The sequence below is a fragment of the Bradyrhizobium sp. BWC-3-1 genome (assembly GCF_032917965.1).
Classification (GTDB): domain Bacteria; phylum Pseudomonadota; class Alphaproteobacteria; order Rhizobiales; family Xanthobacteraceae; genus Bradyrhizobium; species Bradyrhizobium canariense_D.
This window is the reverse complement of the sequence record NZ_CP136625.1, coordinates 5,785,748-5,810,026: the sequence shown is the minus strand read 5'-3', so window position 1 is coordinate 5,810,026 and position 24,279 is coordinate 5,785,748. Positions and strand designations below refer to the sequence as shown.

At 58.6% G+C, this 24,279-nt stretch carries 23 protein-coding genes and 2 pseudogenes; 10 read left to right on the top strand and 15 right to left on the bottom strand.

Features of this window, described 5'->3' with window-relative positions; all coding sequences use genetic code 11:
* Positions 1–799 precede the first annotated feature (799 nt).
* The 5 genes and pseudogenes from RX329_RS28255 to RX329_RS28235 form a co-directional block, all read right to left on the bottom strand.
* Entirely contained in the window at positions 800–982 is a 183-nt protein-coding gene (locus tag RX329_RS28255; RefSeq protein WP_085350878.1) for a hypothetical protein, read from the bottom strand.
* A 418-nt stretch (positions 983–1,400) separates the two neighbouring features.
* Complete coding sequence (locus RX329_RS28250) at positions 1,401–2,141, bottom strand: Crp/Fnr family transcriptional regulator (protein ID WP_317246447.1); 741 nt, start codon at positions 2,139–2,141, stop codon at positions 1,401–1,403.
* Between the two features lie 1,394 nt (positions 2,142–3,535).
* A complete protein-coding gene (locus RX329_RS28245) occupies positions 3,536–3,712 on the bottom strand; it encodes a hypothetical protein (protein WP_231188768.1) in 177 nt (58 codons plus the stop codon).
* Between the two features lie 536 nt (positions 3,713–4,248).
* Positions 4,249–5,803, bottom strand: a pseudogene (locus tag RX329_RS28240) (ISL3 family transposase).
* Between the two features lie 703 nt (positions 5,804–6,506).
* Positions 6,507–6,845, bottom strand: coding sequence for an H-NS histone family protein (locus tag RX329_RS28235; RefSeq protein WP_317244623.1), 339 nt, complete (start codon positions 6,843–6,845; stop codon positions 6,507–6,509).
* A 425-nt stretch (positions 6,846–7,270) separates the two neighbouring features.
* Between RX329_RS28235 and RX329_RS28230 the strand changes: the two genes are divergently transcribed.
* Positions 7,271–7,948, top strand: a complete 678-nt coding sequence (locus RX329_RS28230; protein ID WP_317244622.1) for a hypothetical protein — start codon at positions 7,271–7,273, stop codon at positions 7,946–7,948.
* A 161-nt stretch (positions 7,949–8,109) separates the two neighbouring features.
* Positions 8,110–8,301, top strand: coding sequence for a hypothetical protein (locus tag RX329_RS28225; protein WP_317244621.1), 192 nt, complete (start codon positions 8,110–8,112; stop codon positions 8,299–8,301).
* Between the two features lie 1,414 nt (positions 8,302–9,715).
* On the opposite strand, the gene RX329_RS28220 is transcribed toward RX329_RS28225, so the two are convergent.
* Positions 9,716–10,021 (bottom strand): hypothetical protein, encoded by a 306-nt coding sequence (locus RX329_RS28220; protein WP_317244620.1) that lies wholly within the window; start codon positions 10,019–10,021, stop codon positions 9,716–9,718.
* A gap of 1,142 nt (positions 10,022–11,163) precedes the next feature.
* Here RX329_RS28220 and RX329_RS28215 point away from each other — a divergent pair.
* Both RX329_RS28215 and RX329_RS28210 read left to right on the top strand, forming a co-directional pair.
* Positions 11,164–11,463, top strand: a complete 300-nt coding sequence (locus RX329_RS28215; protein WP_317244619.1) for a hypothetical protein — start codon at positions 11,164–11,166, stop codon at positions 11,461–11,463.
* Between the two features lie 393 nt (positions 11,464–11,856).
* Positions 11,857–12,056: pseudogene (locus tag RX329_RS28210) on the top strand (cold-shock protein).
* 99 nt (positions 12,057–12,155) lie between these two features.
* Here RX329_RS28210 and RX329_RS28205 read toward each other — a convergent pair.
* The 3 genes from RX329_RS28205 to RX329_RS28195 all read right to left on the bottom strand — a co-directional run bounded on the left by RX329_RS28205 (position 12,156) and on the right by RX329_RS28195 (position 13,933).
* Positions 12,156–12,368: a hypothetical protein gene (locus tag RX329_RS28205; protein ID WP_317244618.1), complete on the bottom strand. Its 213-nt coding sequence runs from the start codon at positions 12,366–12,368 to the stop codon at positions 12,156–12,158.
* 34 nt (positions 12,369–12,402) lie between these two features.
* Positions 12,403–12,573 carry a hypothetical protein gene (locus RX329_RS28200; protein ID WP_317244617.1) on the bottom strand — a complete coding sequence of 57 codons (171 nt, stop codon included), beginning with the start codon at positions 12,571–12,573 and terminating at the stop codon, positions 12,403–12,405.
* Between the two features lie 1,192 nt (positions 12,574–13,765).
* The gene (locus RX329_RS28195; protein ID WP_317244616.1) at positions 13,766–13,933 is read right to left on the bottom strand and encodes a hypothetical protein; all 168 of its coding nucleotides are present in this window, start codon (positions 13,931–13,933) and stop codon (positions 13,766–13,768) included.
* Between the two features lie 160 nt (positions 13,934–14,093).
* On the opposite strand from RX329_RS28195, the gene tnpA reads away from it, so the two are divergent.
* The 4 genes from tnpA (at position 14,094) to RX329_RS28175 (ending at position 16,745) form a co-directional block, all read left to right on the top strand.
* A complete protein-coding gene (tnpA, locus tag RX329_RS28190; RefSeq protein ID WP_317244615.1) occupies positions 14,094–14,411 on the top strand; it encodes an IS66-like element accessory protein TnpA in 318 nt (105 codons plus the stop codon).
* Between the two features lie 7 nt (positions 14,412–14,418).
* Positions 14,419–14,766 (top strand): IS66 family insertion sequence element accessory protein TnpB, encoded by a 348-nt coding sequence (gene tnpB / locus RX329_RS28185; RefSeq protein WP_007591027.1) that lies wholly within the window; start codon positions 14,419–14,421, stop codon positions 14,764–14,766.
* 72 nt (positions 14,767–14,838) lie between these two features.
* On the top strand, positions 14,839–16,452 hold the full coding sequence (gene tnpC / locus RX329_RS28180) for an IS66 family transposase (RefSeq protein WP_317244614.1): 1,614 nt from the start codon (positions 14,839–14,841) through the stop codon (positions 16,450–16,452).
* Positions 16,452–16,745 (top strand): hypothetical protein, encoded by a 294-nt coding sequence (locus tag RX329_RS28175; RefSeq protein ID WP_007590556.1) that lies wholly within the window; start codon positions 16,452–16,454, stop codon positions 16,743–16,745. The genes tnpC and RX329_RS28175 overlap by 1 nt, the downstream gene beginning before the upstream one ends.
* 1,205 nt (positions 16,746–17,950) lie before the next feature.
* Here the strand turns inward: RX329_RS28175 and RX329_RS28170 are convergent.
* Positions 17,951–18,376 carry a hypothetical protein gene (locus RX329_RS28170; RefSeq protein ID WP_317244613.1) on the bottom strand — a complete coding sequence of 142 codons (426 nt, stop codon included), beginning with the start codon at positions 18,374–18,376 and terminating at the stop codon, positions 17,951–17,953.
* Between the two features lie 80 nt (positions 18,377–18,456).
* Between RX329_RS28170 and RX329_RS28165 the strand changes: the two genes are divergently transcribed.
* Positions 18,457–18,672 (top strand): hypothetical protein, encoded by a 216-nt coding sequence (locus RX329_RS28165; RefSeq protein WP_317244612.1) that lies wholly within the window; start codon positions 18,457–18,459, stop codon positions 18,670–18,672.
* Between the two features lie 675 nt (positions 18,673–19,347).
* Here the strand turns inward: RX329_RS28165 and RX329_RS28160 are convergent.
* A complete protein-coding gene (locus RX329_RS28160) occupies positions 19,348–19,506 on the bottom strand; it encodes a hypothetical protein (protein ID WP_018456767.1) in 159 nt (52 codons plus the stop codon).
* Between the two features lie 181 nt (positions 19,507–19,687).
* On the opposite strand from RX329_RS28160, the gene RX329_RS42060 reads away from it, so the two are divergent.
* Positions 19,688–20,218 carry a hypothetical protein gene (locus RX329_RS42060; protein WP_240543176.1) on the top strand — a complete coding sequence of 177 codons (531 nt, stop codon included), beginning with the start codon at positions 19,688–19,690 and terminating at the stop codon, positions 20,216–20,218.
* A gap of 614 nt (positions 20,219–20,832) precedes the next feature.
* Here RX329_RS42060 and RX329_RS28155 read toward each other — a convergent pair.
* The 4 genes from RX329_RS28155 to RX329_RS28140 form a co-directional block, all read right to left on the bottom strand.
* Positions 20,833–21,129 (bottom strand): hypothetical protein, encoded by a 297-nt coding sequence (locus RX329_RS28155; protein WP_317244611.1) that lies wholly within the window; start codon positions 21,127–21,129, stop codon positions 20,833–20,835.
* Positions 21,130–21,611: 482 nt separating this feature from the next.
* Positions 21,612–22,208: a DsrE family protein gene (locus RX329_RS28150; protein WP_317244610.1), complete on the bottom strand. Its 597-nt coding sequence runs from the start codon at positions 22,206–22,208 to the stop codon at positions 21,612–21,614.
* A 34-nt stretch (positions 22,209–22,242) separates the two neighbouring features.
* Positions 22,243–22,794 (bottom strand): hypothetical protein, encoded by a 552-nt coding sequence (locus tag RX329_RS28145; RefSeq protein ID WP_317244609.1) that lies wholly within the window; start codon positions 22,792–22,794, stop codon positions 22,243–22,245.
* A complete protein-coding gene (locus RX329_RS28140) occupies positions 22,791–23,744 on the bottom strand; it encodes a TAXI family TRAP transporter solute-binding subunit (protein ID WP_410706521.1) in 954 nt (317 codons plus the stop codon). The genes RX329_RS28145 and RX329_RS28140 overlap by 4 nt, the downstream gene beginning before the upstream one ends.
* Positions 23,745–24,279: the final 535 nt, after the last annotated feature.

Here is a 24,279-nt window from a genome sequence, read left to right as displayed (position 1 = left end):
CAGTGGCGCCGGCCGGCGTGTCGCGCCCTTGGGTTCCTGAGATGATCAGAGCGGCCTGTCCCGTTGCGCAATGCAGCTTACATGGGGACGTCAATTGTCGCACATCTGTGTCGACGAGCCTGGATTTGTACGGGGTTCGCCAGCATAGGCGGGCCGATGCTCACGAAGCTGGGGCATGAAAGCAACAGTCCACAACCCGTTGCACCAGCGCACCACTGTTAATTTGCGCGATCGGGACGATTCAGGCCTGCTCTCTGCAACGAACCTAGTAGCTGCGGGGGATGACAATGACTGTCACGCGTGCGATTGGCGCTGCTGCCTTGTTTCTGATGACACTTAGCTCTGAAGCCTATGCTGCGCGCCAGCACAGACCGGGAGAGCGGATTTCTTGCTCAGAGGTCAAATACTACGTTGCTAAGTATTCGGCGGCCCTGGCTGAGATGTATGCCCGTAACCACGGGGCCACCGGCGCCCAGATCGAGCGGGCGCGGCGTTGCTTGGCCTCGAATGAGGCTGCCGAAACAGGGCAACGCAGGTCCTATAGCGAATGAGCATGACGCAGCCTTCGTGATAAAGCGCGCTGGCCGGGGATATCCTGCAAGGTCGGGGCTGTACGCCTACCCGCGGTCGCAGCTGACGATCGAAGTTAGCTGATTGCCTTGCACGCGCAGATAGGCGTTCCGACTAGTGGCCAGGCGAGCGCGCGATTGCACACTCGCACGCGAGGCCGCTCCGCAGTCATGTCCTCCTCCGCTCATCGCATGCTGATTCCCAATCATCGGTGTCGGGCCAGATCCTCTTATCGCTCCAATTTGGTGCCAAAGGCTGTCGCAGCAATTGCACGCTCGACCTCGGAAGCCAACACGCTCAGATGATCGGCAAGCCTCGCGAACAACTCTCGCTTTTGCAGGTCGGTGGCCAGATCGCTGATCGATTTGCAGTCGGCTGCGGCTTTGAGGAGGTTCTCCAGCTGCTCTTGCATGTCTCTCATCGTCTGTGTGCCCCAAAGGCACCCTCTGCTTCATTCAGTTGAACTGATTGAGGCGTACTTGAGCTCCCGCCGATCCATTTCCGAACGGAGCGATTCAGCATAGGTGCTCAGATTGTCACCGACAACGCGGGAGCGTCCGCCATTTGCGCGATCAGTCAACACCAGTCGCCGCACGCTTTCCCAAAGAGAGAATAAGGTCTGATCTTTCGTTTGAAAAAGTTCATCCACAGATCCCCAGTACATGGCGCGCCGATAGTACGCGTACCTCATGAGCGGGATTGTTCGGTTGCGGACATTGCCGTGGAGAAGACAGGCGCCCGTTGCACATTGGCCACATCGTCCATGTCCGGGATAACGGGCTATCACGCCGAAAGGCGCGGTGGTTTGCGGCATCCCCCCGTTTCAGTTACTACGTCGGCAGAACCAAAGCGCGAGACCGGGCTGCATTCATAGAGAAGATCCCCTCGATTTCGAGACGCATGGTATCGTGGCATTCGCACGCCACCGCTGCGAGCCGCAATGGGTCAATCTCGATTTCTCCTCGCCGTTCAGATCTGATCGCTCCGGAAGCGCGCAGGTTGCGCATCAGGAGCGTCACTGTCGTTCGTCGCACACCCAGTATTTGCGAAAGCGCCTCTTGGGTGAGTGCGAGGACGTCGTGGTCGGCACGGTCGCGAAGATGGAGCAGCCAGCGTGCCATGCGGGCTTGGGCCGGATGCAGCGCATTGCAGGCGCCGCCGATTTGTAGCTGTATCAGCATCGCTTTCAAATGAATCTGGACTGCGTGGCGGATCGCGGGGCTTCGGCTAAAAGCGGCGTGGAATCGCGATGAGCGGATCCGCGAGGCGATGCCCGCGGCACGAACGACGGCGGTAACGGCCGAAGGGGACGGCCCCAGCACGGAAAGAGTGCCTACTGCTCCCTCGCGCCCTATTGCGGCGCTGGCGACCGTCTGTCCGTTGGCCATGTCGATCATCACAGAAATGGCGCCACTATGAGGAAAGAGGACGTGCTCGGTCTGGTCACCCGCCTGCGAGACGACCGCATCCCGATCGAGCGCTACCATCTCTAGCTCGGGCGCCAGCAGATCGAGGTCCGCCGCCGGTAGTGCTGCCAGAAGTCGGTTACCAATTTCGCCGGGAAGCGTCACTGCGGCCTCCTCGAACGATCCGCCGCATCGCATTTCGAGCGTCATAGGGCGGCCAACTCGAACTTTGTTTGAATCCGCCTACGCCTCGCGCCCCGAAGTCCAATTCAGCTGCGGAAGCTCTCAATCTCAAAAACTCCAACCACACGCGCCTCGGAGGCGAATTGTTGTCTCTCAGGATGTTTTAGGAGTTAGGTCCCAGCGCCCCGCTGCACAATTGCGAAATGCGCATGGGTAACACCATAGGGAGTTCCGCTTTCCGGGACGCGGCAAACGCCGCGGCGATCTCGGAAGTGTGGGGCTCGGCTTGACCTAGAAGCTCAACAGCTACGTGATGAAGCCGGGTCATTTCCGCCAGGACAAACGAGACAGTCTGCTTAGGAAGGCCCGGCAGAACGAATTCACGTCTCAGATAACCGAGTGGCTGACCTTGCCAAGATGGCAGCCACCGAAATAGGGCGCCTCCGTTGGCGCATGAGTGGCGGCTCAAACGAGCATCCACATCGTAAACGCGGCGGAGAGGCAGATCGTGCCCACGACAGTCATTGCGGCAAAGAAGCGCTCGGTTCGATCCATGTCGATCACCTTCCAGATCGATCGACGCCCATAAACGTTTAAAGCTGCACGCTGGCTCCTGCTTGCGCGCGTCGTAATCTGTCAGAGCTTACGTCCCATTAGACGGTGTGAGCGCACTCGTGCGACGAACGAAGACGACGCCGATCCACGAGTTGGAGCGTTACATGCGGTGCAAGGATTGTTCGGACGTGCGGGGCAATTGCAGCGGGCAAAACGGACGATCTGTTCTGTCTGTCGCAGAAAGATACCGTTGATGCAGAACCAAAACCAGAATGTTCGGGCCGGGATTCGAGTCGTATCGCCACCAACATGGCAACGACTTTGTACGCTAAAGTACGATCTTCTACGATGTTGTACTCTGACGGCAGCGGTTCGAGCGCTCGTACGGATTGTCTCAGCCGCGAAAGCGCGGCGAACCTTCTGAAAGTCAGGTCGATGCCACAAGCGGGCGTTGCGGGACAGCGGGCCCGAAGAAGGGGCGGCCGAGTTCGACCGGCTCGGACGCAGGGGAACGCTTCCTCCTTCTACTGAGGCTGGTCCGGTCCCTTCAGCTTTCGCGTGGGCTGCGATCGAGGTTCGCCGAAAAATAGTCGATCAGTTCCGTAGCCTGGGCGTCTTGCCTGAAACCCCGCTGTTCTTCGAAATCGACGGAAGGACCATATTGGATGAACTGCTGGCGGCGTACAATGACATCACCGCTTCCGGATTGGGCCCCTCCCAACCGCAATGCGATGCGGCGAAGGCGGAGCAGCGTTCGCTGGCGGAGCCATGCGCAAAGTTCCGTTGTGCACGCCGATCTAGCCGGCTTGACCTCTTCCGCATCAGCCACGCGTTCGCTGAGAGGGCGGCTTAAACTCCACGACCTCGTGCTGGTCGCACGGATTAGCTCGCTCATTTTTCTTGACGATTAGCTCAAGCTCGAGAGCCTCAAAGGCGAGTTCATCCGCCAAGCGCTTAAACAGCTCGCGCTTTTCTATGTCCGTCGCTTGCTGGCTCATCAGCATAAACTCTCTGGCGTCAGCGCGGACCTTTTCCAAACGTCGTCGGAGGTCCTTCAATGTGCCGGCTTAGCTTTTAAACTTATCCTTGGCCCGAACAAATCAGTTTGCTTGTTCGGATCCACCCGGAGTCAACTGCCGAAACTCGATACTGGTTCTATGCGGACCGCCAAATTCGCCGCTCATCGTGCTGCGATATCTGGCCATGCTCCATGACCCAGCCCCCTGTTCAGGGATTGCGGGCTGAGGACAGCCGTCTTGGCCGATGAGCCATCCTGTCCGGCTCTCGCCGGATGATGCATAGAACTAGCATACCTGAAGGGGCATGAATGTTCGAAAGCGCACAGACGCGAGTGTTGCGCCGGACTAGGCTGGGATCGATCCTGGACGCTCGCAAAGCGCTCGGGGCCCAACGGCCTTGGGGAGATGTGAAAATGTGCCGGCTGCGCTGAAGCGGTGTCAATCGGCGTTCGACTGGGACCCCCTATCGGCATCCAAAAGGGGCTCTGACGCATATTCGATGATCGTGATTGTTTCTATGGCGCGCCAATCAGCCTAGCCTGAAGGAGATCGAGCTTAGCGCGCCCGTACATTTGCCGTTTGACCAGCTTGAGCTTGGTGATCTGAGCTTCCACTTGGCCATTGGACCATGGTTGCGTGATAGCCGCGTGCACCGCGGCCTTATCGTTGGCAATGCCATTCGCGAACGAGGCAATGAGGCTCCGCTTGGAGTCATCAATCCAAGGTTCGAGCTCCATCTCGGCCTTCTTTCGGATCATCGCGTGGAAGCGGCCAACGAGAGCTTGGGCATCGGCCAGCATAGGAACGTTTTGTTCGATGACCGCAAGCGTGACGGTCTCGGCTTTGGTTAGGTGGTCGCGCTTCGTCGTCATCAGCTGCGCTATCGTCCTGGCGGCGGGGACCTTCTGCAATTGTTGATGGCTGATAGTCTCGGCACGTCGCCGTCGCGTCGCCCATTCCGCCACGACGCGCAGCGATCCCTTGAAGCCTTGTCCCTTCAAGCGGCGCCAGAGCTCGGCACCGTTGCGACAGCCGACTGACCACTGCGCGTCCAGGAACGGCAGATGCCCGTCCAGGGTGCTTTGACGGGTGCGGAACATATCCGTACCGCCGCCGCGGCTAATTTGGCGAACCAGATTGCGACTATGTCCTGTGCGGCGGACGATCTCCTTGAGCGACACACCGTCGCTGACGAGAGCCGTAATTACGGCATGGCTGTCCTGCCGCCGCAAATAGCCCTGATAGCGCAGCTTTTCCGCACAGGTCAGCAATTCCGGGTTGATCGTCGTCGCTCCAATTGCGGTTCGGATTCTGTTCATGGAGCGGCGCACCGCATCAAGGAAGGCCGCGCTCGCATTTTCCATCAGATGCCAGCGGTCGGCGACTTGGATGGCGTTCGGCAGCGCCTTGGCTGCTGCCTCGCCGTATCCACCACCGCGATCTCGCGACACAATGTTGATCGCTGGGTGCTTCGATAGCCACGCCCGAAGTCGCAGTTTCCCTGTCGGGCAGCAGGGTAACGATCCGCCGGCGCTCCAAATCGCACACGATCGTCCCGTATCGATGATTTCTCCGGAACGCCCAGTCATCGATGCCCACAACAAGCAATGGATCTGTCGGCATCGCCGTCCGCCGGCGGACCACCCGCAGTAAGGTATCGTTGCTGACGGGCAGCATGAGCCGCTTGGCGAAGCTTGCCGCCGGCCGGCCGCCGAGCGCCAACCCCAAGTGATGGACGATGTATTCCAACCGTGCCGTCCGGCGCCGTCGAAGCGGGACGATGTCTTCTCCAAACCGCTCCGCGAAGATCCGCCGGCGGCAATGCGGCACCTCACATGTGAAGCGCCGCGTGAGCAATCGGAGGCGCACCCTTCTGCCCGCTGACGGCAAATCAGCCACGTGCCGGATGTATCGGCTATGGATTCGGCGCGACGCTGTCGCGCACAAAGGGCATTGGGCCTCCGCAGCCTCTGACCGAACAGCCAGAATAACCGAATCCATTGAGTCACTTACACCATCAAACACCAAACCACTCGGTACTAGCGATGAGATTTGAAAGCCCGTCCGCATGGCGCTGATTCTCCGTTTGAGAACCACAGTCGCCCGGCAAACTTCATCGGAAATGAGTCAGCCCCCCGATTGGATGCCGATCACCCCGAAAACGGGGTCCTTATTCCATGCCGAAACACACTGAAGCGGCTCCGTCCGCGAACGCAGTGTTGCCGGTTACGTGCTATGAGGCAGGAGTAAGCTCGGCAGATTTAGATCAATGATGGTGTTCTCGTGCGTACTTTTCTTCTCATTGTGGGAATATGGCTACTGGTGAACGTTCTGTTCGTTGTAGTTGTCCTGCCCTCGCGCAGACCGTCACGGCGAGCAGGAATTCCATCTCCGGTGACGATTAACACGACGGCCGGTCGCTCGGACGATCACGACCCACCACTCCTGCAGCGCGCAATGAGGCCGGTTGCAATCAGGGTTCTTTTCATCGTGCCATCCCTCCAGTCCTTCGAGCGTGGAATGCGGTTAGGCGGCACTTCAGAGGGCACGACAACTAGACACGGCCATCGCGTGCTTGAGATTCTCGTCGATGTCCTCACTGCGCCGCGGGCCCCCCGAGCGATTCAGCGAGACCATCAGCCCAGCGCTCTCGCTATGGCCGTGCCTCGAAGCATGGTTATGACCCGCGCTTCAACGATGATGTGAGAAGCTCAGAGCCCAGGGGGGAACAGCCGGCGCCAGCATTTCCATCCCAAAATGCCGCAACGCGCGCTCAACTTGTCTGCCGCTTTTCGGCTGAAGCCCGATCGATTAGGAAATCGTCCAAATTTCGGCCGCCTCGAAGCTGCGGCCGCAGCCATCGAGGCAGCCTGCCGCGACCCGACCATGTCTCCGCCGGGTTCTTCGGATTGCGATATTTGGGACGAACGGGCGGGTATGGACGGCGCTCGCGATTGAACCGCGTGGCCTCGTTGGCCAGTCCAATCCTGTGGAGCCGTTCCTCCAAATGTGCTTTTTGCACCAACATTTTCTGAGTGAGTTTGGCGGCGACCTCTTGGTGAAATATCCAGAGCTCGTCAACGGAGAGCGAATTGAAATGTTCGGTGTTCATGGCTCCATCCCTAATCTTGGGCAGAAGGCCCAGGCAGACAAGTCGGGAATCCGGGAGCAGACAAGCCCTCAGTGAAATATTGATCATGCAATCCACATTTAATACGAGAGGTAGCAGGGAGAAAGGCGCGACAGTGGTAATATCGTGGCGGAGTATTTAAATCGCCGCGCGGGGTAGCCACGTCTCGTGACCTCCACAAACTCACCCTCGGCCAGTTGCGCTTTCGTGCTCGGGGACGAGCGCAAAGCTGGCGATCGACCGGACGGCGGCGCGGACGGCTCGATGAATCGCGCTGCCTCGTGACCGGCATATTAATCAGGTGGCCAAGAGTACATTTAATCATCGCGCCGCCCGATTTAAGCCGCATGGGAGCCGTTGTCGCCGCTAAGGTTCGAGCGGGGGTGGGGCGCACCCGGGAGCTTTCGATGTCCGGCCATTTGCGATTGTACTTCGTCAGTTTGGTGCTTGTCGGGGGTTTATCGGCGGCGCCTGCGTCTTCCAACCCTCTTGCCGACTTCTTCAATACTGCCACGCCCCAACCCACGGTAACCTCTCCGCCACAAGCCGAATGCGTGCCGCGTCCCGGTACCTCGACCACTGGTGGACAGCATTGGGTCTACCGAATGGACGGTCGCCGCAAATGCTGGTTCCTGGCCGAGGGCATCGCGACGGTGAAGAAGCCCATTCGGGCTACCATGGCCAAAGACCGCAGCGCCAGTTTGGACGAGAACGGGACGAAGTGGAGCGCGGTCGTTGATGCGCGAGCGGAGTTGCTGCGCTCCGCACCGCCCGAGCAATCTCAGCCGCCTGTACCCGAAATGAAGGTAGCTGATGCCGCCTCCAGTCTCGGCACGGGGTCGGCGGCCCCCATTGTTCATCTTCCCAACCAGCTCACCTCCGAACACTCCGCGCCGGGCCAAGTCGACGTTGGGCAGCTTCTCGCCGACACACCTCAAGATATGCCGCTGGGCGCGCGCACTGCAGAGGCGCACGGCGAAGCGCGCAGCTGGACGGTCTGGTTCGGTGTGCTGCTGATGACGCTTGGCGGCCTCTCGCTCTTGAGCTCGAGCCGCACGCTTCGGCATGCGTGGAGATTACGTTAGCTTAGATGCGAGGTACAGCCGCCGCGCAATCAATGGATTCCACGAGCTGGTATAGTCGAACTGCCACACGTACAAAGATTCCGTGCGCCACACCTAGTTTGCACGTGCCTTAGACGGACATTCGAGTACGATGACGGTCGCCTTTGGGATCGGACTGCATTATGCGGTACAAGGTGTTCGTGGTGGACGGCAGCCGGCAACTGATCTGCGCTGCAAAGCTCGACTGCATTGACGAGCAGGCGGCGAGACGCCGAGCCGAACAAATGCATGACGAGCACGACGTTGAGCTTTGGGAAGGCGATCGACTCGTTGCTGTGTTCCGAAGCGCAACGTCGAATGAAGGTCGGAGCTAACGCGCGATCCTGAATCGACGGCCAGTCTCGCCGAGTTAGTTCGAGCGTTGTGAGGCACCACGGCCTGGCTGGTTGCCGAGATGTCGCAGCGACGTCGTCACCGAGGTGCGCTAGTGCGGGATGAAGGCGCCAATCCTCTTTCAGAATAGTGGCAGATGCGAGGAACGCGGGCAATCCGTCCATCGAATTGCCCGAGTGAGCCAACGCGGGTCAACCTTCGGACCGGCGGGTCTCTAAACGGCTCTTGCTCTGCCGCTCGCTTTGGTACGCTTTCTTCTTGTTCTTGCTTCTACATGTCGGAGCTTACTTCGAAGCTTCTCCACCTCTCTAAGCTCCTCCAGAAGCGCCTGGTGCCGTTCATTCAGAACAGCACTAGAAAAAATCTGACGCGTACTCGACATCACATGCCTCAGAAAATGATTTGAAGTAAGAAGTCGACGAAAAGCGAAAGATAAAGAATACTCCACCGAAGCTCATTGAGCTAAGGCCGCAGCCGCCAGATGCTCCCAGTACTCTGCCTCTGCAAGCAGTTTCCAGCTTCTCTCAGGTTGGAGTGCGGCAGTCTGTCGGCACAGCAGCGCCATTGCACGCAGGCGGCGGGCAGCTTCCATTTCAACCTCCCATGTTTTCCCCAAACATATTTTTCAAATTTGCGATGGAGTCATCATGATTATATGAAATAATCAAATTTGCCATTGAATTGCGATCAATTTGGTTCCCTTAGTAAGTCGACCGGGAACTGGTTTCGGTTTAAGCTCACATCGATTTCGAATGCTTGCTCGCGGGGCCCTGTTGCGCGCTAAAGTGAACGTGAAACGTGCGCGGGGCAGCAACACGAGAAGCGAAGCTTCGCGAGCATCGGAACGTCAGAAATCCTAGCCGAGGACTCTTCACGCCGCCCTTCAGGGCACGTGCGACGGCTACCGAGACAGTTATCTTTCTTTGGCTTTCAAGGTGATGGCAGCCAAGACAGCATCAACAGCGCCAGAAGCAATAGATGTCGCGTGCCTGCTGGGGTTCGCTCCGACAGTTCTCATCATGGCGTATGTGGGCGGCCTTACCGAAGGAGCCAACGGGTTGCGCAAGACTTTGCAGCAAACACGGTTGGGAGGATTGAGAAAGAGTATCAGAAGCGGGCTTGGGTCGTGCTTCGGAACCTCTCCAGTGGGCTGCTCCTGCGTGATCTCGTGGAGAAAGAGAAATTGCAGTTCGTGCGCCATACGTGTCGTTCTCCGAAGTGAGTTCATAGGCATGGAGCCGGGGATTTATCGAGCGGTCAGTAACCTAAAACGAACGAGCCTGGATGCAGAAACCGCCCCATTAAATCCCGAGGCCGTTTTGCTTGACTAGAAGCGAGGAAGCAATTTCTCGTCCTCGTGCTGAAAGTGCAATTGAGCCCAGGTCGCGGCCCGCTTTAGTAGGATTGGGCGCGGTCAGGCATCGGCAGATTCGGTGCCTTCGGGAGTATCTTCGACGGGGCGAACTGCGCGAGGATCTGCTTGCCCATAGCCACCGGATCTTTGAAGAAATCCAACGGCGACGGGAAATTGAAGCTGCCTGGCAGAGAGTGCAGGGCGTTGAAATCGGAAGCGTCGTCGACGCCAAGCACTACCTCCTCACCGTCGACGACGAAGTGCTCTGGCGGTTCTTCAGAGCGGCCGCGGCAATCCATGGGTAACGCTCGGTCCCAATCCGTGCCCTGCGCGATAGCAGCCGGCACGCGTTTGTCCGCTGATACGTCCTGCTCTCTTGCGAGGCAGCAAAGGATGGGGAACGACGGATGCGCTCGCTCTAAGGCAAGCTGGCGATTTTAAAGCACAGGGCCATTTTTAAATAAACAAATACTATAACGCCAATTGAAATGTTGACCGATATTTAAACTAGAATTAATTTGAGAGTGCCTGGCGCCGGACGAACGCGTCTGGCCACCGAGAAACGGCTCCCGCATCCCGCCCCCTGCTTACGCCATGAGATGTGAGGGGCCGTTTCTTGGCCGATGGTGAGAGGCGGATCATCCTCCGCATGGCTACGTTTTTATCGTCCCCACTATGACAGCAGCGGTGTTACTGGTTGAAATCGCAATTATTATTGTTCTCGTCATGATTTGACTGACGCGAGAAACTAACAGCTGATGAGAAGCGGCGCGCGATCACGCATGATCGTCTCAGTCAGCTCGCCGCATCGTGCGGTCGATTTATCTTGTCAAAGCGGAAAAACGACCCGCCGGTCACACCGGTCGTTTTAGTCGTTGCTCTCACGAGCTTAGACCGCATGCCGGCCAGTATCATGTAAGCAAGGCCGCCGCCAGATCAGGTTCATAACGGCTATGAGTGCATTTAGCCGCTCGAGGCGGACTTCAGCGCGGGCGCAAAGCGTTCGGAGAATGTTGCGGCCTTGGCATCCCGGGCTGCAGAAAGGGCGGCCGAGATAATCGTTGAACACCCCACAAATGCGATCGCGAGTAAGGCCGCACCGAAAAATAGTTTTCTCATCTTACTCTCCTCGAGAGGACGTCAATGCCGTTCAGTCTTGGAGGGCGTTGTTTCAGCGTCATTGCGTGTGAGGCTCGAAACGGTTTCGTGCACGCGGTCGTGACTCAAGCTGGGGTTATAGCGGCAGGACCTGCGTTGTGCGCCGCGCAACAACATATGCTCCGAAAAGACCGATGGCGGAGAGACGGCCCCGGCTTCAGGGTTGGCTTTTGAGGTACGCCGGAGCCGCTCCGCCAGCTTGGGCAAGCTAGCGAGACAGCAACGGCGCAGTGAGGACACGGGTTCCTCGCCGCGCAGGTCAGGCGAGGTTTAATTGGCACAATGTAATCCGCCGCGCTTTATTTTCGTTTCTACCCTGCGGCAAGCCACAATGCCTCTGACACTGCGGATGATAGGCCTGGATGATTACACGGTTCACGAGGACCGGCAGCTAGTCGGGCGCATCCGCTACGCCAACGAACGCTCCCCCGGGTTCTGGTTGTGGACGTGCATCGTGACGCTTCCCGGTCCGCCGTTCGGGGAAGCTGGCTCACTCGATGAAGCGAAGGGGCGATTCATGATCGCATGGGGGAATTTCAAGGCGAAGCATACGGCGGAAGAGTTGGGGAAGGCCTTCGCTGAGATGAATCGCGCCAACCGACCAGACCATTATCTGCGCTCAGTGCGTTAGCGCGGCGCATTTGATTGCGACAAAATTCGCCGGTTCACACTGCGGGCCATGTCCAAGCCGACGAGTTCGTCCCGGCTGGCTAGGCGCCAGCAGTGAGATTGCCCCGGCTTCAGGCGAACTTTTGGGTGGCCGGGGCCGCTCAGTTAGCTCGCGAGGAGCCGGCAAGATTCTCAAGCTCCCTATCGAGGTGCTCGTTCCCTGCTGGTCCACCGTGGGAAATTGAGGGGAGGCGCCGGTTCACGTTGGCTGCCTTCCTCATGTGGGCGACATGACGCCTGTCCCAGTATAGGCGGTCATTCATTCAACTCGCATTTGAACTAAATCCTAGGTTGGTGGGCTTTTCGTTTTTATCAGCTTCTGTCATGTGGCGACGGTCATTTAGGAGAGACGTGCGTGGCGACAGGTATTGTGAAGTGGCTCAACGCGACCAAGGCTATGGCTTCATTCAGCCCGACGACGGCGGGAAGGACGTCTTTGTCCACATTTCAGCGGTGGAGAAGGCTGGCTTCAGTGGTTTGGCAGAAGGTGCAAAGGTGAGCTACGAGATCGTGAGCGATCGGGGCGAGCAGTCCGCAGGTAATCTGAGACGGTAGGCGTGGCTGGGACAGGGCCCGCCGGTTCGCACAGGCGGGCCGGGCGCTTTGATCACGTATTGAATCGAGTACTCGCTTTGGCGGCGATCTTCGGCGCTTTCACCGCTCCAGTTCCTTGACGGCGTCCTTTAGCAGCTCGAGAAGCCGGATTTCACATGCCCCCATGACGAACTGATCGGCGTCGTCAGGCACGACAATCTGCCCCTGCACGTGTCCATCATGGGATTGGATGATGAAGTCTCGAGCCTTGCACGCTTCGTTGCGGACGTTCGTTATCGCCTCAAGCGGACCCCATTCAATTCTGACAGCCATTGCTAACCCTCGCTCTTGGCGGAACGCGCGCGAGCTACTGCGGGTCATGCGAGTTGAGGAGCAGTAAAGCCGGCACATCGATCGGCTCGCCTGGCGGTCGATCAACCCGGTTCGCTTTCTTTCCGCTGACGAGGACACCAATATAGCCGTCACCCACCAGTAGGGCACCTGCGATCATCAGCCAGTGCGGGAATGCCAAGGACATGGTCGCTGGCCTCAAAATACCGCGCTCACGGGCGCCGGTAGGACAAACCTATTCAACCATTTCGTGATTGGACAAGTCAAACATTTAATATATTTAATAGATGCATTGTCTATTTAATTGTGAGGTATCAAGAGCGCGGGGTGCACGTATGCCCTCGATAGAGTCTATGCACTTCAGCAGCACAGCGCCTTCCGACCAGCACCCCTATGATCGCGAGCCAGGTGCGCCTCCTGCGTGGCGTCCTTCGGCAGGTGGGCCAATCGACGCCGAGCCGGAGGCCGCGAACGACACCGCGGGCGAATGGCCTCCGCTCCCGTTTCCTGATGGCTGGTACGCCACCTGCTGAGTTGTGACGCGGCGTCTGCCTATATGGTGCTGGCAACCGGCAAAGCCGGCACTTGAAAGCGTCTGTGGGCCGGCGGGGTTGCCAGTTAGCACAGCGGGCGAGGATTCACCCAATCAGGATGATATGTAAGATACTCGACAGACAGTGTCGGAAGAGGCGATACTCTTGAGGCGGGGGTGATGGGCGGCCTAGTCGCGTCATTTTGCACGTCTGAAGATGTACTTAGCTTCTACCAGTTAGCTGACGTGCGCAGGGAACGGACGGCGCAAGCCCGTCAGTCTCGTCGACGCGGAGCCCTGGCTAAAGCTTGCTGAGGACTGGCTCGAATTCGCACGAGCCGACCAGCAACGGCGCGCTTACGAGCCGCGCTGCATCCGATGAACAGCGACCAGAAGATCTGGCCGCTCGAGCACCTCCACCAGCTTGTCCAAGATGATGCGCTCGTTATTCCGGGGCCTCGGTTCTAAGTATTCTTATGCGCTGGGCGTCACTCACAGCCTGAAGAGCTAGCTGTTCATCCGTCATCTGTTAGCCTCCAGTGGCCAATCAGAACGGAAGAACCTACGTGTAAGATAGTTCCAGATCCTTTATTGCCGGTTGATGATGCGGTGCTCACGATAGGTGGGGAGCCCCCGTCAATGGAAGCCATGCTACTGCTTCCGAGGCGAGGCCATTTGTCTTCAGGGGCATCCCATCCGCGTCCCAGTCTGGAATTTTGGGAGGCAATGGTGAAATCGGCTGCCCTGCCGGTGGACTGGCGCGAGGCTGCCAGGCCGAAGCATAGGGTCAGCGTCAACGCAGTCACCACTAGCAGCGCGGACATAAACTAGCTCACGCGCACCTCTCTCACGCCCGAGAGCGCACATAGCCGAAGGCTTTGGCCGGAGCCATGCACCGCTGAAAAACACCGACAGAATGACGATCCAGGTTCAGCCCTTCCTTCCGCACCTGCAATTCAAGCCAGTCGATGCCGGACTCGGCCTGAGCCGCCTTCCGGGCGCGGTAGTGCTTCACAATGGTCTGCGCGCTTCGTATTCCTCCGGGGTGGGCCGCCTTGTTGAGTTGCAGGTATCCGACGAGGATCTAACTTTAAGGCTAGCCTTAAGGTCGGTAGATGCGGGTAGAGGTCCTGGGCGGGGTAGAGCGTCGTCGTCGCTGGTCTCGCGACGATAAGATGCGGATCATCGAGGAGACGCTGGCGCCCGGCGCGGTTGTGACGGAGATCGCGCGGCGGCACGGCATTTCGACGAGTTTGGTGTTCACGTGGCGGCGGCGGGCGCGCCTGGCGAGTGTCGTTTCGGCGGGACCGAAGCTTGTCCCTGTTCAGCTCACCCCGGGTGCGACCGAAAGCGTTCCATCGATTGAAGCCCCAGCGGTGATTTCGCCCCGGAGGCGCCGGGGCCTGATCGAGATCGAACTCGGTGGCGGCAAGCGTGTCAGCGTTGACGAGAACGTCGATGCTGCGCGTTGGGGCGGGTCCTTGATGTTCTGAGCCGGCGATGATCCCGATACCGGGTGGCGTCAGAGTCTGGATCGCAACCGGCCACACCGACATGCGTCGCGGCATGCAGGGTCTGGCTTTGCAGGTTCAGGAGAGCCTGAAGCGGGATCCCCACGCCGGAGATCTCTATATCTTCCGAGGCCGGCGTGGCGATTTGGCAAAGATCCTCTGGCATGACGGGATCGGGCTGTCGCTCTATGCGAAACGCTTGGATCGCGGAAAGTTCATCTGGCCTTCGGCGTCAGGTGACGCGGTGTCGATCTCGGCGGCGCAGATGGCGTACATGCTCGAAGGGATCGATTGGCGCAATCCACAACTGACGTGGCGGCCGACAAGGGCGGGATGAGCGAAGAAAAATGTGGAAACCCGCGTATTTTGGGGTGCCGCAAATCACTAAAACTATGATTCACTTCGTCTCATGGATGCTGATCGCGCCGCTCTTGCCGAAGAAAACGCCGCGCTGAAAGCGGAGCTGGCGGTAGCGCGGGCAAAGGCGTCGGAGGACGCCGCGCTGATTGTGCAGCAGACCTTGCGGATAGCGAAGCTCGAGCGCCAGGTTTACGGCCAGAAATCGGAGCGCTCGGCGCGGTTGATCGACCAGCTGGCGCTTACCTTCGAAGAATTGGAAGCTACCGCGACGGAAGACGAATTGGCGGCGGAGCAGGCAGTCGCCAAAACGACTACGGTTGACGGATTTACGCGCAAGCGCGCTGAGCGCAACACGTTCCCAGACCACCTTCCGCGCGAGCGGGTGGTGATCGATCCGCCGACGGCGTGCGAATGCTGCGGCGGCAATCGCTTGCGCAAGCTCGGCGAAGATGTGACCCGAACGCTGGAATCGGTGCCGCGTCAGTGGAAGGTAATCGAGACGGTGCGCGAGAAGTTCTCTTGCCGCGACTGCGAGAAGATCAGCCAGGCACCGGCGCCATTCCATGTGATCCCGCGAGGGTGGGCGGGGCCGAGCCTGCTGGCCATGCTGCTCTATGAGAAGTTCGGCCAGCATCAGCCTCTGAACCGGCAAACCGAGCGTTACGCGTTGGAAGGCGTGCCGATCAGTCTGTCGACCGCAGCCGACGCCGTCGGAGCGTGCTGCACGGTATTGGAGCCGCTGTTGCGTCTGTTGGAAGCCCACGTCATGGCATCCGAACGCCTCCACGGCGACGACACCACCGTGCCCGTGCTGGCCTTGGGCAAGTGCGATGTCGCTCGATGCTGGGTCTATGTAAAGGACGACCGCCCCTTCGGCGGCTCAGATCCGCCGGCGGCAATGTTCTATTACTCGCGCGATCGAAGGGGCGAGCATCCGCAGGCGCATCTGGCCAACTATAGCGGTATCCTGCAGGCCGACGCCTTCGGCGGATACACCAAACTCTACGAGCCCCCGCGAAGTCCTGGGCCTATCAGGGAGGCGGCCTGTTGGGTGCATGCCCGGCGCCCGTTCTTCGCCATGGCGGATCTTGAGGAAAACGCGCGACGTAAGGCTGCTGGCAAGAAGGAGATCGCCCTCTCGCCGATTGCGATCGAGATCGTGCGTCGCATCGACGCCCTCTTCGCAATCGAGCGCACGATCAATGGCCAAGGCGCCGACCACCGAGAGGCTGTCCGTCAGGCGCAGAGCGCTCCGTTGGTTGCCGATCTGGAAGCCTATATGCGTGAGCAGTGCGCCAAGCTCTCCCGCGGTCACGATCTGGCCAAGGCCATGAACTACATGTTCAAGCGCTGGGGCTCCTTCACACGCTTCCTCGACGATGGCCGCGTCTGTCTCTCGAACAACGCCGCCGAAAGAGCGCTGCGCGGCATCGCATTGGGCAGAAAGTCTTGGTTATTCTGCGGGTCCGACCGCGGAGGGCGTCGTGCCGCCGCCATGTATAGCCTCATCGTCTCTGCGAAGATGAACGACGTCGATCCTCAGGTCTGGCTTGCCGATGTACTCGCTCGCATCGCCATCCACCCCGCCCACAGGCTCGATGAGCTGCTGCCCTGGAACTGGAAGATTGCGCAACAGCAAGGCCTCGCGGCGCAGGCGGCTTGATGGGGCCCGTCAACAAAGTCAGCCACGTGTTTACCCTCGGCCATGTCGCCGAGATGCTTGGAGAAGACGAGGAATGGCTGTTCGAGGTCGCCGAAGAAATGGACCCCGAGGATGGCCAGCTATGGGTCGTGGGCGTCGGTGAAGATGGGGTGATGGCGTTCACCGATGAGGGGATCGAGAACCTCAAAGAGCTGATCGCAATCCACAAAGAGGACCCTAGCATCATCGAAAAACGCCGCCAAGTGCTCGCTGCGACGATGAAGCCGAAAACCGAGGAGTCCGACGAGCTCTAACGGTTAACTGGAAAGATCAGCGCGCTGCGGCCTACCGCGTAGGGTTACCGCGCTTCGGTATGAATGCCAAGTGATGTCGCAGGTCATCAGCAAGTCGCAGCCAGCCCGATCGAGCAGCATGACGCAGGTATCACGTAAGTCCTGGTCGTGCTTTGTCGAGTTCGCCGGCGCCATTGACGAACATCAGCGTGGGGCAAGGCTTCAGAACGCCATGCTGTCTCATCGCCATTGCTGTCGCGTGCGGCCTGCGCCAATCCGCCAATGCACGCTTGCGCTGGTCGACCGCTCGAGCGCGCCTTATTTCTCTCATCGAGAGGAAGAGGGGCAAACAGCCGATCGATAATTTCAATCAGTTCGGCGGCCAGTCGCTCTGCGCGGATAATTGACTGGCGCGCGTTGTCGCGCGCGAGAAAGCCGAAGATAAATGCGGGATGCGCAGCCCGTTGCTCAAGCCTCACCACGCGAGGGTGGTGAAGTTCACTCCCTTCAGGGCAGTCGAACTGCACAGCCTCTACGCTCGTTCGCTAACGCAGGATAAATCGGGTTCCAGTCACTCCTCGGGGGTCCGCTCCCCCGCGGCTCGCCGTCGCTGCGATTGAGTGCTCGGAGGCGACTGCAATGCAGGTACAGCCGAGGCGCGTCGCTCCGCCTCTTGGACTTTAAGCCGCAGATCTTCCAGCTCTGACAGTTGACAAACGAGGTCGTTCAACCGTTGGACAAGAAGCATCGAGCTATAACCCTGCATCAACGCCCTCCTGAGTCTGCAGCTATCCAGACAGCAAAAGGACCCCAGCCTCAGGGCGGTGAAGCTGGGGCTATCGAGCTGCCTTGGTGAGGGCAGCCGCCCCTTGGCGAGGCACGGGAAAACTTGGCAATCAGTAAGTCGTTCCAAGCCGAACAAAATGAGCCTTGCCTTGGGGCAATGGGGAAAGCTGGGGCCCGGCTGCATCGCCCACTTGGGGAGAGGAATCGGGCAAACGCGGTAATTGGCGAGCCCGTACCAACCGCCGTGCCTCCGAAAACGTTAGCGGCCTCTGTCGTCCTTGCCGTTGGGACTGCCATCGTCGCCGCCGTTACCCCACGGCTCGCTTTTTGCTCGCCTTCAAAAGCGCGTGTGCCGGCGAGTGGATCGCTCGATAGGCAGTGTCGACCGGACGGCGTAAATTAGATTGAAATTCCATATTTAATATAGTTTAATATATAAACTAAATGGCGATTTTCAGGGTTTTTGGATCATGCCTCATTCTCCGTCCATCGTGCCTCATCCATATCCACGTGACGTCTATCTTGTGCTCGAGGATTATGGAGGTGGGCTCGGCCGTGCCTGGAGCGAAACCTCCGAAGACGACACTGGTCGAGCGACGCTGATGCGCCAAATAATGGAAGGTCAATACAAGCACCCTGCTCGGATCGTGGTCTTCAACACGGTTGAGGGATGGTCGCGTGATGTAACCGTAGAGATCGCAGATGAACTGCGCCGCTGCTTTGTCGAGTTCGATGACATTGCGCCAGCCGCGTTGGAATTCATCGAGAGAGTCGGAAGGAACTGACTGTGGTGCGCAGTCGTGCCTTGCTTTGGTTTGCGCAAATCTCACAAACTTATCCGAGACGAGGATGATGAGCGGCAGCACGAACAAACAAGCGACGACGTGGGTGTGAGATAACTGCCTGGTGCGGCATAAGACCAACCCTTTTTGTGTTTGGAGTTGCCATGTCGGTGGGTTGTGGTCGCGCTGTTGAATGGGACGGAAAGATCCTGACAGGTTCGGTGGTCGTAAATGGCGTGACGACCAAAGTGACTGCGGACCGAGCGATCATGCATGCGTATGCCGCGGGATTCAGCGATGCGCTCAGTTGGGAGATTGATCGCTTTCGGATAGAAATCTTTGAGAAGTTGATGCCATTCCTCCTTCGTCAGAATAGTTGACGGTAAGCAATGACCTCGCCGCGTGTCGGGGTTTTTTCCGCAACGATGCTGATGAGCTTCCGCCGCCGTGCACCTCACCTGACTTCCGGCAAGCAGATATCGTCATAGGATTAAAAGAGGCGGGAGCATCAATCGATGGTCGAACGCCGCTTTCCTGGCCATCGCGGACCGGGTCCAGAATTGGCACGTGGACGATCTCGATGCCGCGCAGAGCCCTGTGATGCCCTGCCGCACCTGGAGCTGGCGGTCGCGGACCTGATCGCTATGTTGCGAACGGACGACCTGCGGTCCTAAAGGCCCGTTGGCGAGCCCGAGGTAGGAACGGTAGGAGGCGCGGGGCAGCTTCCGCTCGATGGCGAGTCGTCAAGGTCCACGTTCATAGTCGCCAGGATGTAGCCGAAGGGTGAGCGCAAGGCATTCAGTTCCTCGACCTCGACCTCCATCCGTATTCCCCATGCGGAATCGTTGCGGTGATCTCGACGTCATTGCCGGCCGACACGCGCCAGGCTGCCACCCCGAAGCACAAGGTCAGCGTCAGGGCGAGGGCAAGCAGAAGCATAGAGACGAAATGGCTCACGCGCGTGTACCCGCAAATCTGAAACCAGTTGAGAGCGTGCACAGAGGCGCGATTCGGAAAATGCAGACGATCTGACGCATCGGCCGTTTTCCCCATCCTTACACGGGGCCAAAAGCGCTCACGATCCCGATCGTGATCGGCACGAGCGCGACCATCACCCACAAAGCGGGCGAGCTGGAGGACAGGCCAACGACAAGTATCAAAACACCGATACCTACGAGGGCCGCTGAGATTGCGTAGGCGACTGCCTTTTCCATCTGTCGATCCACGACAACAAGGGATCGGTCGCACAAGGAGGACTCGCGGCAAATCGAAACGTTCCTTTCTTGATTTAATTGGTCTTAAAATCTTATTTAATGCCGGTTTTGCAACTTAATTTCGCCAAATTAAAAGGCGCTTTCTGCGCGTCGGGGCAGGGCTATTAACCCGGAGTCCTGCATGTTCACTCGAGTAGTCGTAGCTTTGTTGCTCGCTTTTGCGACATCCATTTCATCTGAAGCGCGCCCCTTGCGCGCCGCTTTGCCACCTGAATGCAACGTGATTATGCCATGCGACTTTTCATCTTCGCTGGTGCAGGCGCAGAGATACACGAGACCGGCACCGCGCCTGCAGCGAGGTGCCGTTGCTAGCCTACGGATGTCTGTGGCCAGCTCAGGGGCCTTAAGTAGTGAGATCGTTAGCGGTCGTCCGGCCGGTTGCCCTCGATCGTTCTGCGGATGTGGTGCGGCGATCCGAGTGTTTGGTCGGGTAGTACCGGAACTGAACCTCGCAGCCAATTGGCTGCGCTTTCCCCGCACCTCGCCAGCACCGGGAATGGTTGCCGCGCGCCGTGGACACGTCTTCGTCCTTGAACAGCACATCGCTGGTGACATCTGGAAGGCGTACGATGCCAACTCAGGTGGGCACGCAACGCGAATTCACCCGCGCTCCCTGCGAGGGTACACCATCGTCAACCCTCATGCGGCCTAAAGCCATCGCGCAGCGTTCCCGTTAGAGTTTTCTCGCCACGTTCCGGAGCATCCGGTTCGCGGCTTCCGCTCAAAAACAGGGCCGCAGCAGTTTTCGCTGCGGCCCTGAAGTTGCAACTTGATTCTGCGCCGGCTTGTTCTCGCAGCTTGTCCCGAACACCGAGGTTGATAGGTCCGCCATCATGGGAAGCTTCAATGCAGCCAGGGCGTTCCATGACGATCATTGGTGTTCACATCAGAACGATAGAATTCGACGATGCGGTGCTTCATTGAGACCCGGACACGATAACCAGCGGATATCCACGCTCTCGCTTGAGGACCTGCTCTCTTCAGTGTGCTCCACCACGCAGTGAAGGTGTAGGCCGATCTCGGCAGAGGCTTCCCCAAGATCGCTTCAATTTCTGAAAAGGTCAGGCGGAGACTTTGACCGTTCTCCGTTCGCAGCCTTTCATGCAATGGCTGGTAAATCGACCTCGGCATGCGAGCACCATATCGACAAAATGGGCCGGCTGCCCGGCATTGGAATAGCAGACTGGTGCATATAGAGCGCGGAGGCAAAAGGCATTATCATTTAGGTCTGCAAGACCTCGCGGAGCCTGACGCAGCGTCGTCTCTTCAGTGTTCCCTTAGCTCTAGGTCTCTCAGCAGCACGTGGAGAAAGTCGCTGGCGTGGTCATAGCGTTTACGACCATTCACGATCTCGCGGGTGCGCGGCTCCAGTGTGCTGGCGATGGCTTCAGCGCCGGGTAGATCAGCCTGGTGCGACCACTGCTGTAGCAGCCGATCAGGAATGCCTTGAGCGGATCCAGGCAGCTTCAACACACAATAATCGCCATCGTGCTTGTGATCAGCTTTCGCACAAAAAGCGAATAACCCTCGAAAGGCATTACGCGAAACGGCAGGTTTTGCCATTTAACATCCCCCATCGTAAAATCGACTCGCTTTAAGTTTAGAAATTTGACGCGTTAACAAAATAAAATCCAGTGGAATTTAATCGCTTGCCCTCGAAAAGAGGTCATCAGAACTGACGTAAATCGAAGCACTGTGCGTCACAGCTCGCGCCGCCCTGCATCTCCGATACCCTATGCTGCTACGGGACAATCGACCTTAGCAGGCGGCCGAGTAGGATGGGCGGGGCAGGGGCTGCCCCGCAAAATTGCTACCAGACCTCGCAAGTGACTGAGACGAACCGATGTTCGCTCAACCCGCTCCCGAAGTCGCTCTCGTGCGCATGATCAGACAGTCGGTCTGGCGCTGCCCGGTCAATAGCGCGCGATAGATCTGTCCCGATCGAGGCCAGTCAATTTGCATCGGCTGCGGCGACCCACTCGATCGGGGTGTCGCGACCGCAGGCCGGCACCTAGCCGCTCGATAGGCATTGTCTGGTCGCCATTTCATGGCTTGACGTAGGTCCATCCCTGCTCCTGCAACTGCATCACCCTAACGACGCCCGACCTCACCAATTGGGCTTGGGCAACGATCGGAATGTCTTTATTTTCGGCCTTTTGCATTTTCTCTTGCGTGTTTCCACAGGCTTTGAATGATACTTCCGGCGTGCTCGGAGCCATTTCCTCAATTCGCGCTTTCACCGGCGATGTGTCATCGCGGAGCATATGGAGGCCGGGGCCGAAGGTAATCACCTCCACTTTCACTCCTTCACCAACCTCCTTGTAGTATTGCGCGACGTTGAGTGCATTGTTCAATGCAAGATTCATTGACGCGGAGTCGCTTGTGTTGACCTGAAGGATTAAGCGGTGCTCTTTCTTGGCAGCAGACGATGGCGCGATGCGCGCCAGCTCAAATTGTTTTGGCGTCGCGGCCCGCGCCGATGAATTCGCGTGCGTTCTTGCCGCGCCATGTGCTGAGGCTGCAGGCAAACTGGGCTGTGCCGAGAGCAGGCGAGTCTCCTGTGCCGCGGAACTAGACAGCCCGACCAGGAGCGAGATGATTGTCGCGATCATCGCTGTGATAATCTTCGGAAATTTTGGCATTATGTTGTTTCTCCAAGCAAGCTGAGGTTCATGATCAATTGTTGGGCTTCGCGATCGCGCGTGGCCATTTGCATGTTGCCGCCAATTTTGCACGTACGCTCTCGATACCATCGAGAGCGAACACTGCACCGGCGCTGGTCCCCGTTCGGCGTGACACATGCACGGAAAGTTCGCTGTGGCCGGGGATCGATTGCAACAGGCGAACGACATCGCCTTCAAGCGCGACACCGCGCACCGACGTAATTGTTGAGACCTGAAAAGGTGGATCATCATTGATGCGCAGGGAAAGGGTGTAATCCTCGCGACGGCCCGACAGGCCGGCTCCATCAAGCAACACTTCGGTCAGGCCGCCGCGACAGCGTATCGACAGGCTCATTGCTGCGTCCCCTTGAGATGGTAGTGTCGCCTTGATGATCGATGAATAATCAACTGGCGAGGTGGTCTCGCTGACGATCCACGCCCCGGCTCCATTTGCGGGCCGATCAGAGACGCGAACCGGCGCCATAGGGTCTTCGGCGCCTCGGGCCCGAGCGAGGTCATTTGCGATCGCGAGCGTCACGACGAGAGCGATCAGGGTGAACGTCATTGCGCCGCCTGGCTCGAACGCGGCAGACGATCGGGCCAGGCCTGCGCCGCGGGAGAACGCGTCAGGCCAGGGACCGTCGCCGCCAAGTTGATCGACTTCCATTTCGGATCGAAACCGGGCTCCTGCAGCTTGTTGATCCGCGAGAACAGGCGGTCAACAAAGCGCGCCACACGATGAAAGCGATTGGATTTGATCGGCCAATTGAAAGCGACCAGCACGGTTGGAACGACAATAGTTGTCACGCGTTCCCCCTGCCTGATCAAGTTTGGATAATCAGCTGCGTCCAGCCAAGATGGCAGATAATAATCTTCGAACTTGCTCTCGTAGGGGACCGGCAAGAACTTGAAGCCGGCATCCCAGCGACCACGTATGAATGCATCCACCGGCTTCGATGTTATGAAAACGACGGCGGCCAGCTCACCCCTGCGCATTTGTTCCATCGCAACCTGATGGGGGATGAACGCCTTATCGACCTCGATCCCCAGCCGGCTGAAGATCAGCGGGCCCGAATAAGCTGCGGCGGTACCTTGGGTGTTGAAATTGACCTTCTTTCCGACCAGATCACTCAAGCTCTGAATTTCGGGCCTGACGAATACGTCCAGTTCAGATGGAAACAGGTTGAGCACATAGGTGATCCGTCGCTGGATGTCCGGCACTTGGCTCTTGTACTCGTCAAGTGCGTCGGAATTGATGATTGCTGCATCAATGCCCCGCAAATACAGCAGCGAATTGACGTTTTCGGTTGCGCCACGGGTCACGATGGGCAGCACGTGGAGGTCCGTTCCATCATCGGCCACTCGCGCCATTTCCGCGGCAAGCCGAATGGGAGCTCCTTCCAGCAGACCTCCGGCTATTCCGACAGTCCAATCGTTCATGGCCGCAATTTCCGCCCTTGCATGATCCGCACGCGCCCGCGGAGTCTGCTGGGCCATTGCTGGGCAACAGCCCATGATCAAAGGCGGAGCGGCTATCACGATGAGGAGAAACCAAGCTGCTTCATCGATCCGGCTCCCCTAGGAACGTCTACTCTGTTTTGTCCGCTGCGCTCTTCACTTCGACACGTAAGTTTAAGTTCGATCTGCTAGTCGATACAGCGCACGACCATTTGTCTGCACCGATGCTGCTAATGACCAAGTGCGTCGAATCGCTCCCTTGCCTCCTTGACCCCTCCGGCTGCTGCTCTGGCGTAAAGCTCTCGCGCCTTGGACGTGTCGCCGCGCGTTCCGCTCGCGCCCCATTTTGCAAGCAGGCTCGGATCATACGTTTCCGCGAGGGCGAAACTTGCCGGTGCGCTCCCTAATTCAGCAGCACGCTCCAGGACAACTCGTGCCGCGCCAATATCGCCTTGTCGAAGCAATCCGGTTGCGCGAGCGATCAATCGCACGAGTTCGGCGGCGTTTTCGTTCCGGAGAACCGGGGATGGCGCCTTCGGCTCAGCTGCTGTGAGCACGAGCTCTCGCGCGAATTGCGCGGCGGCGCCTGCGG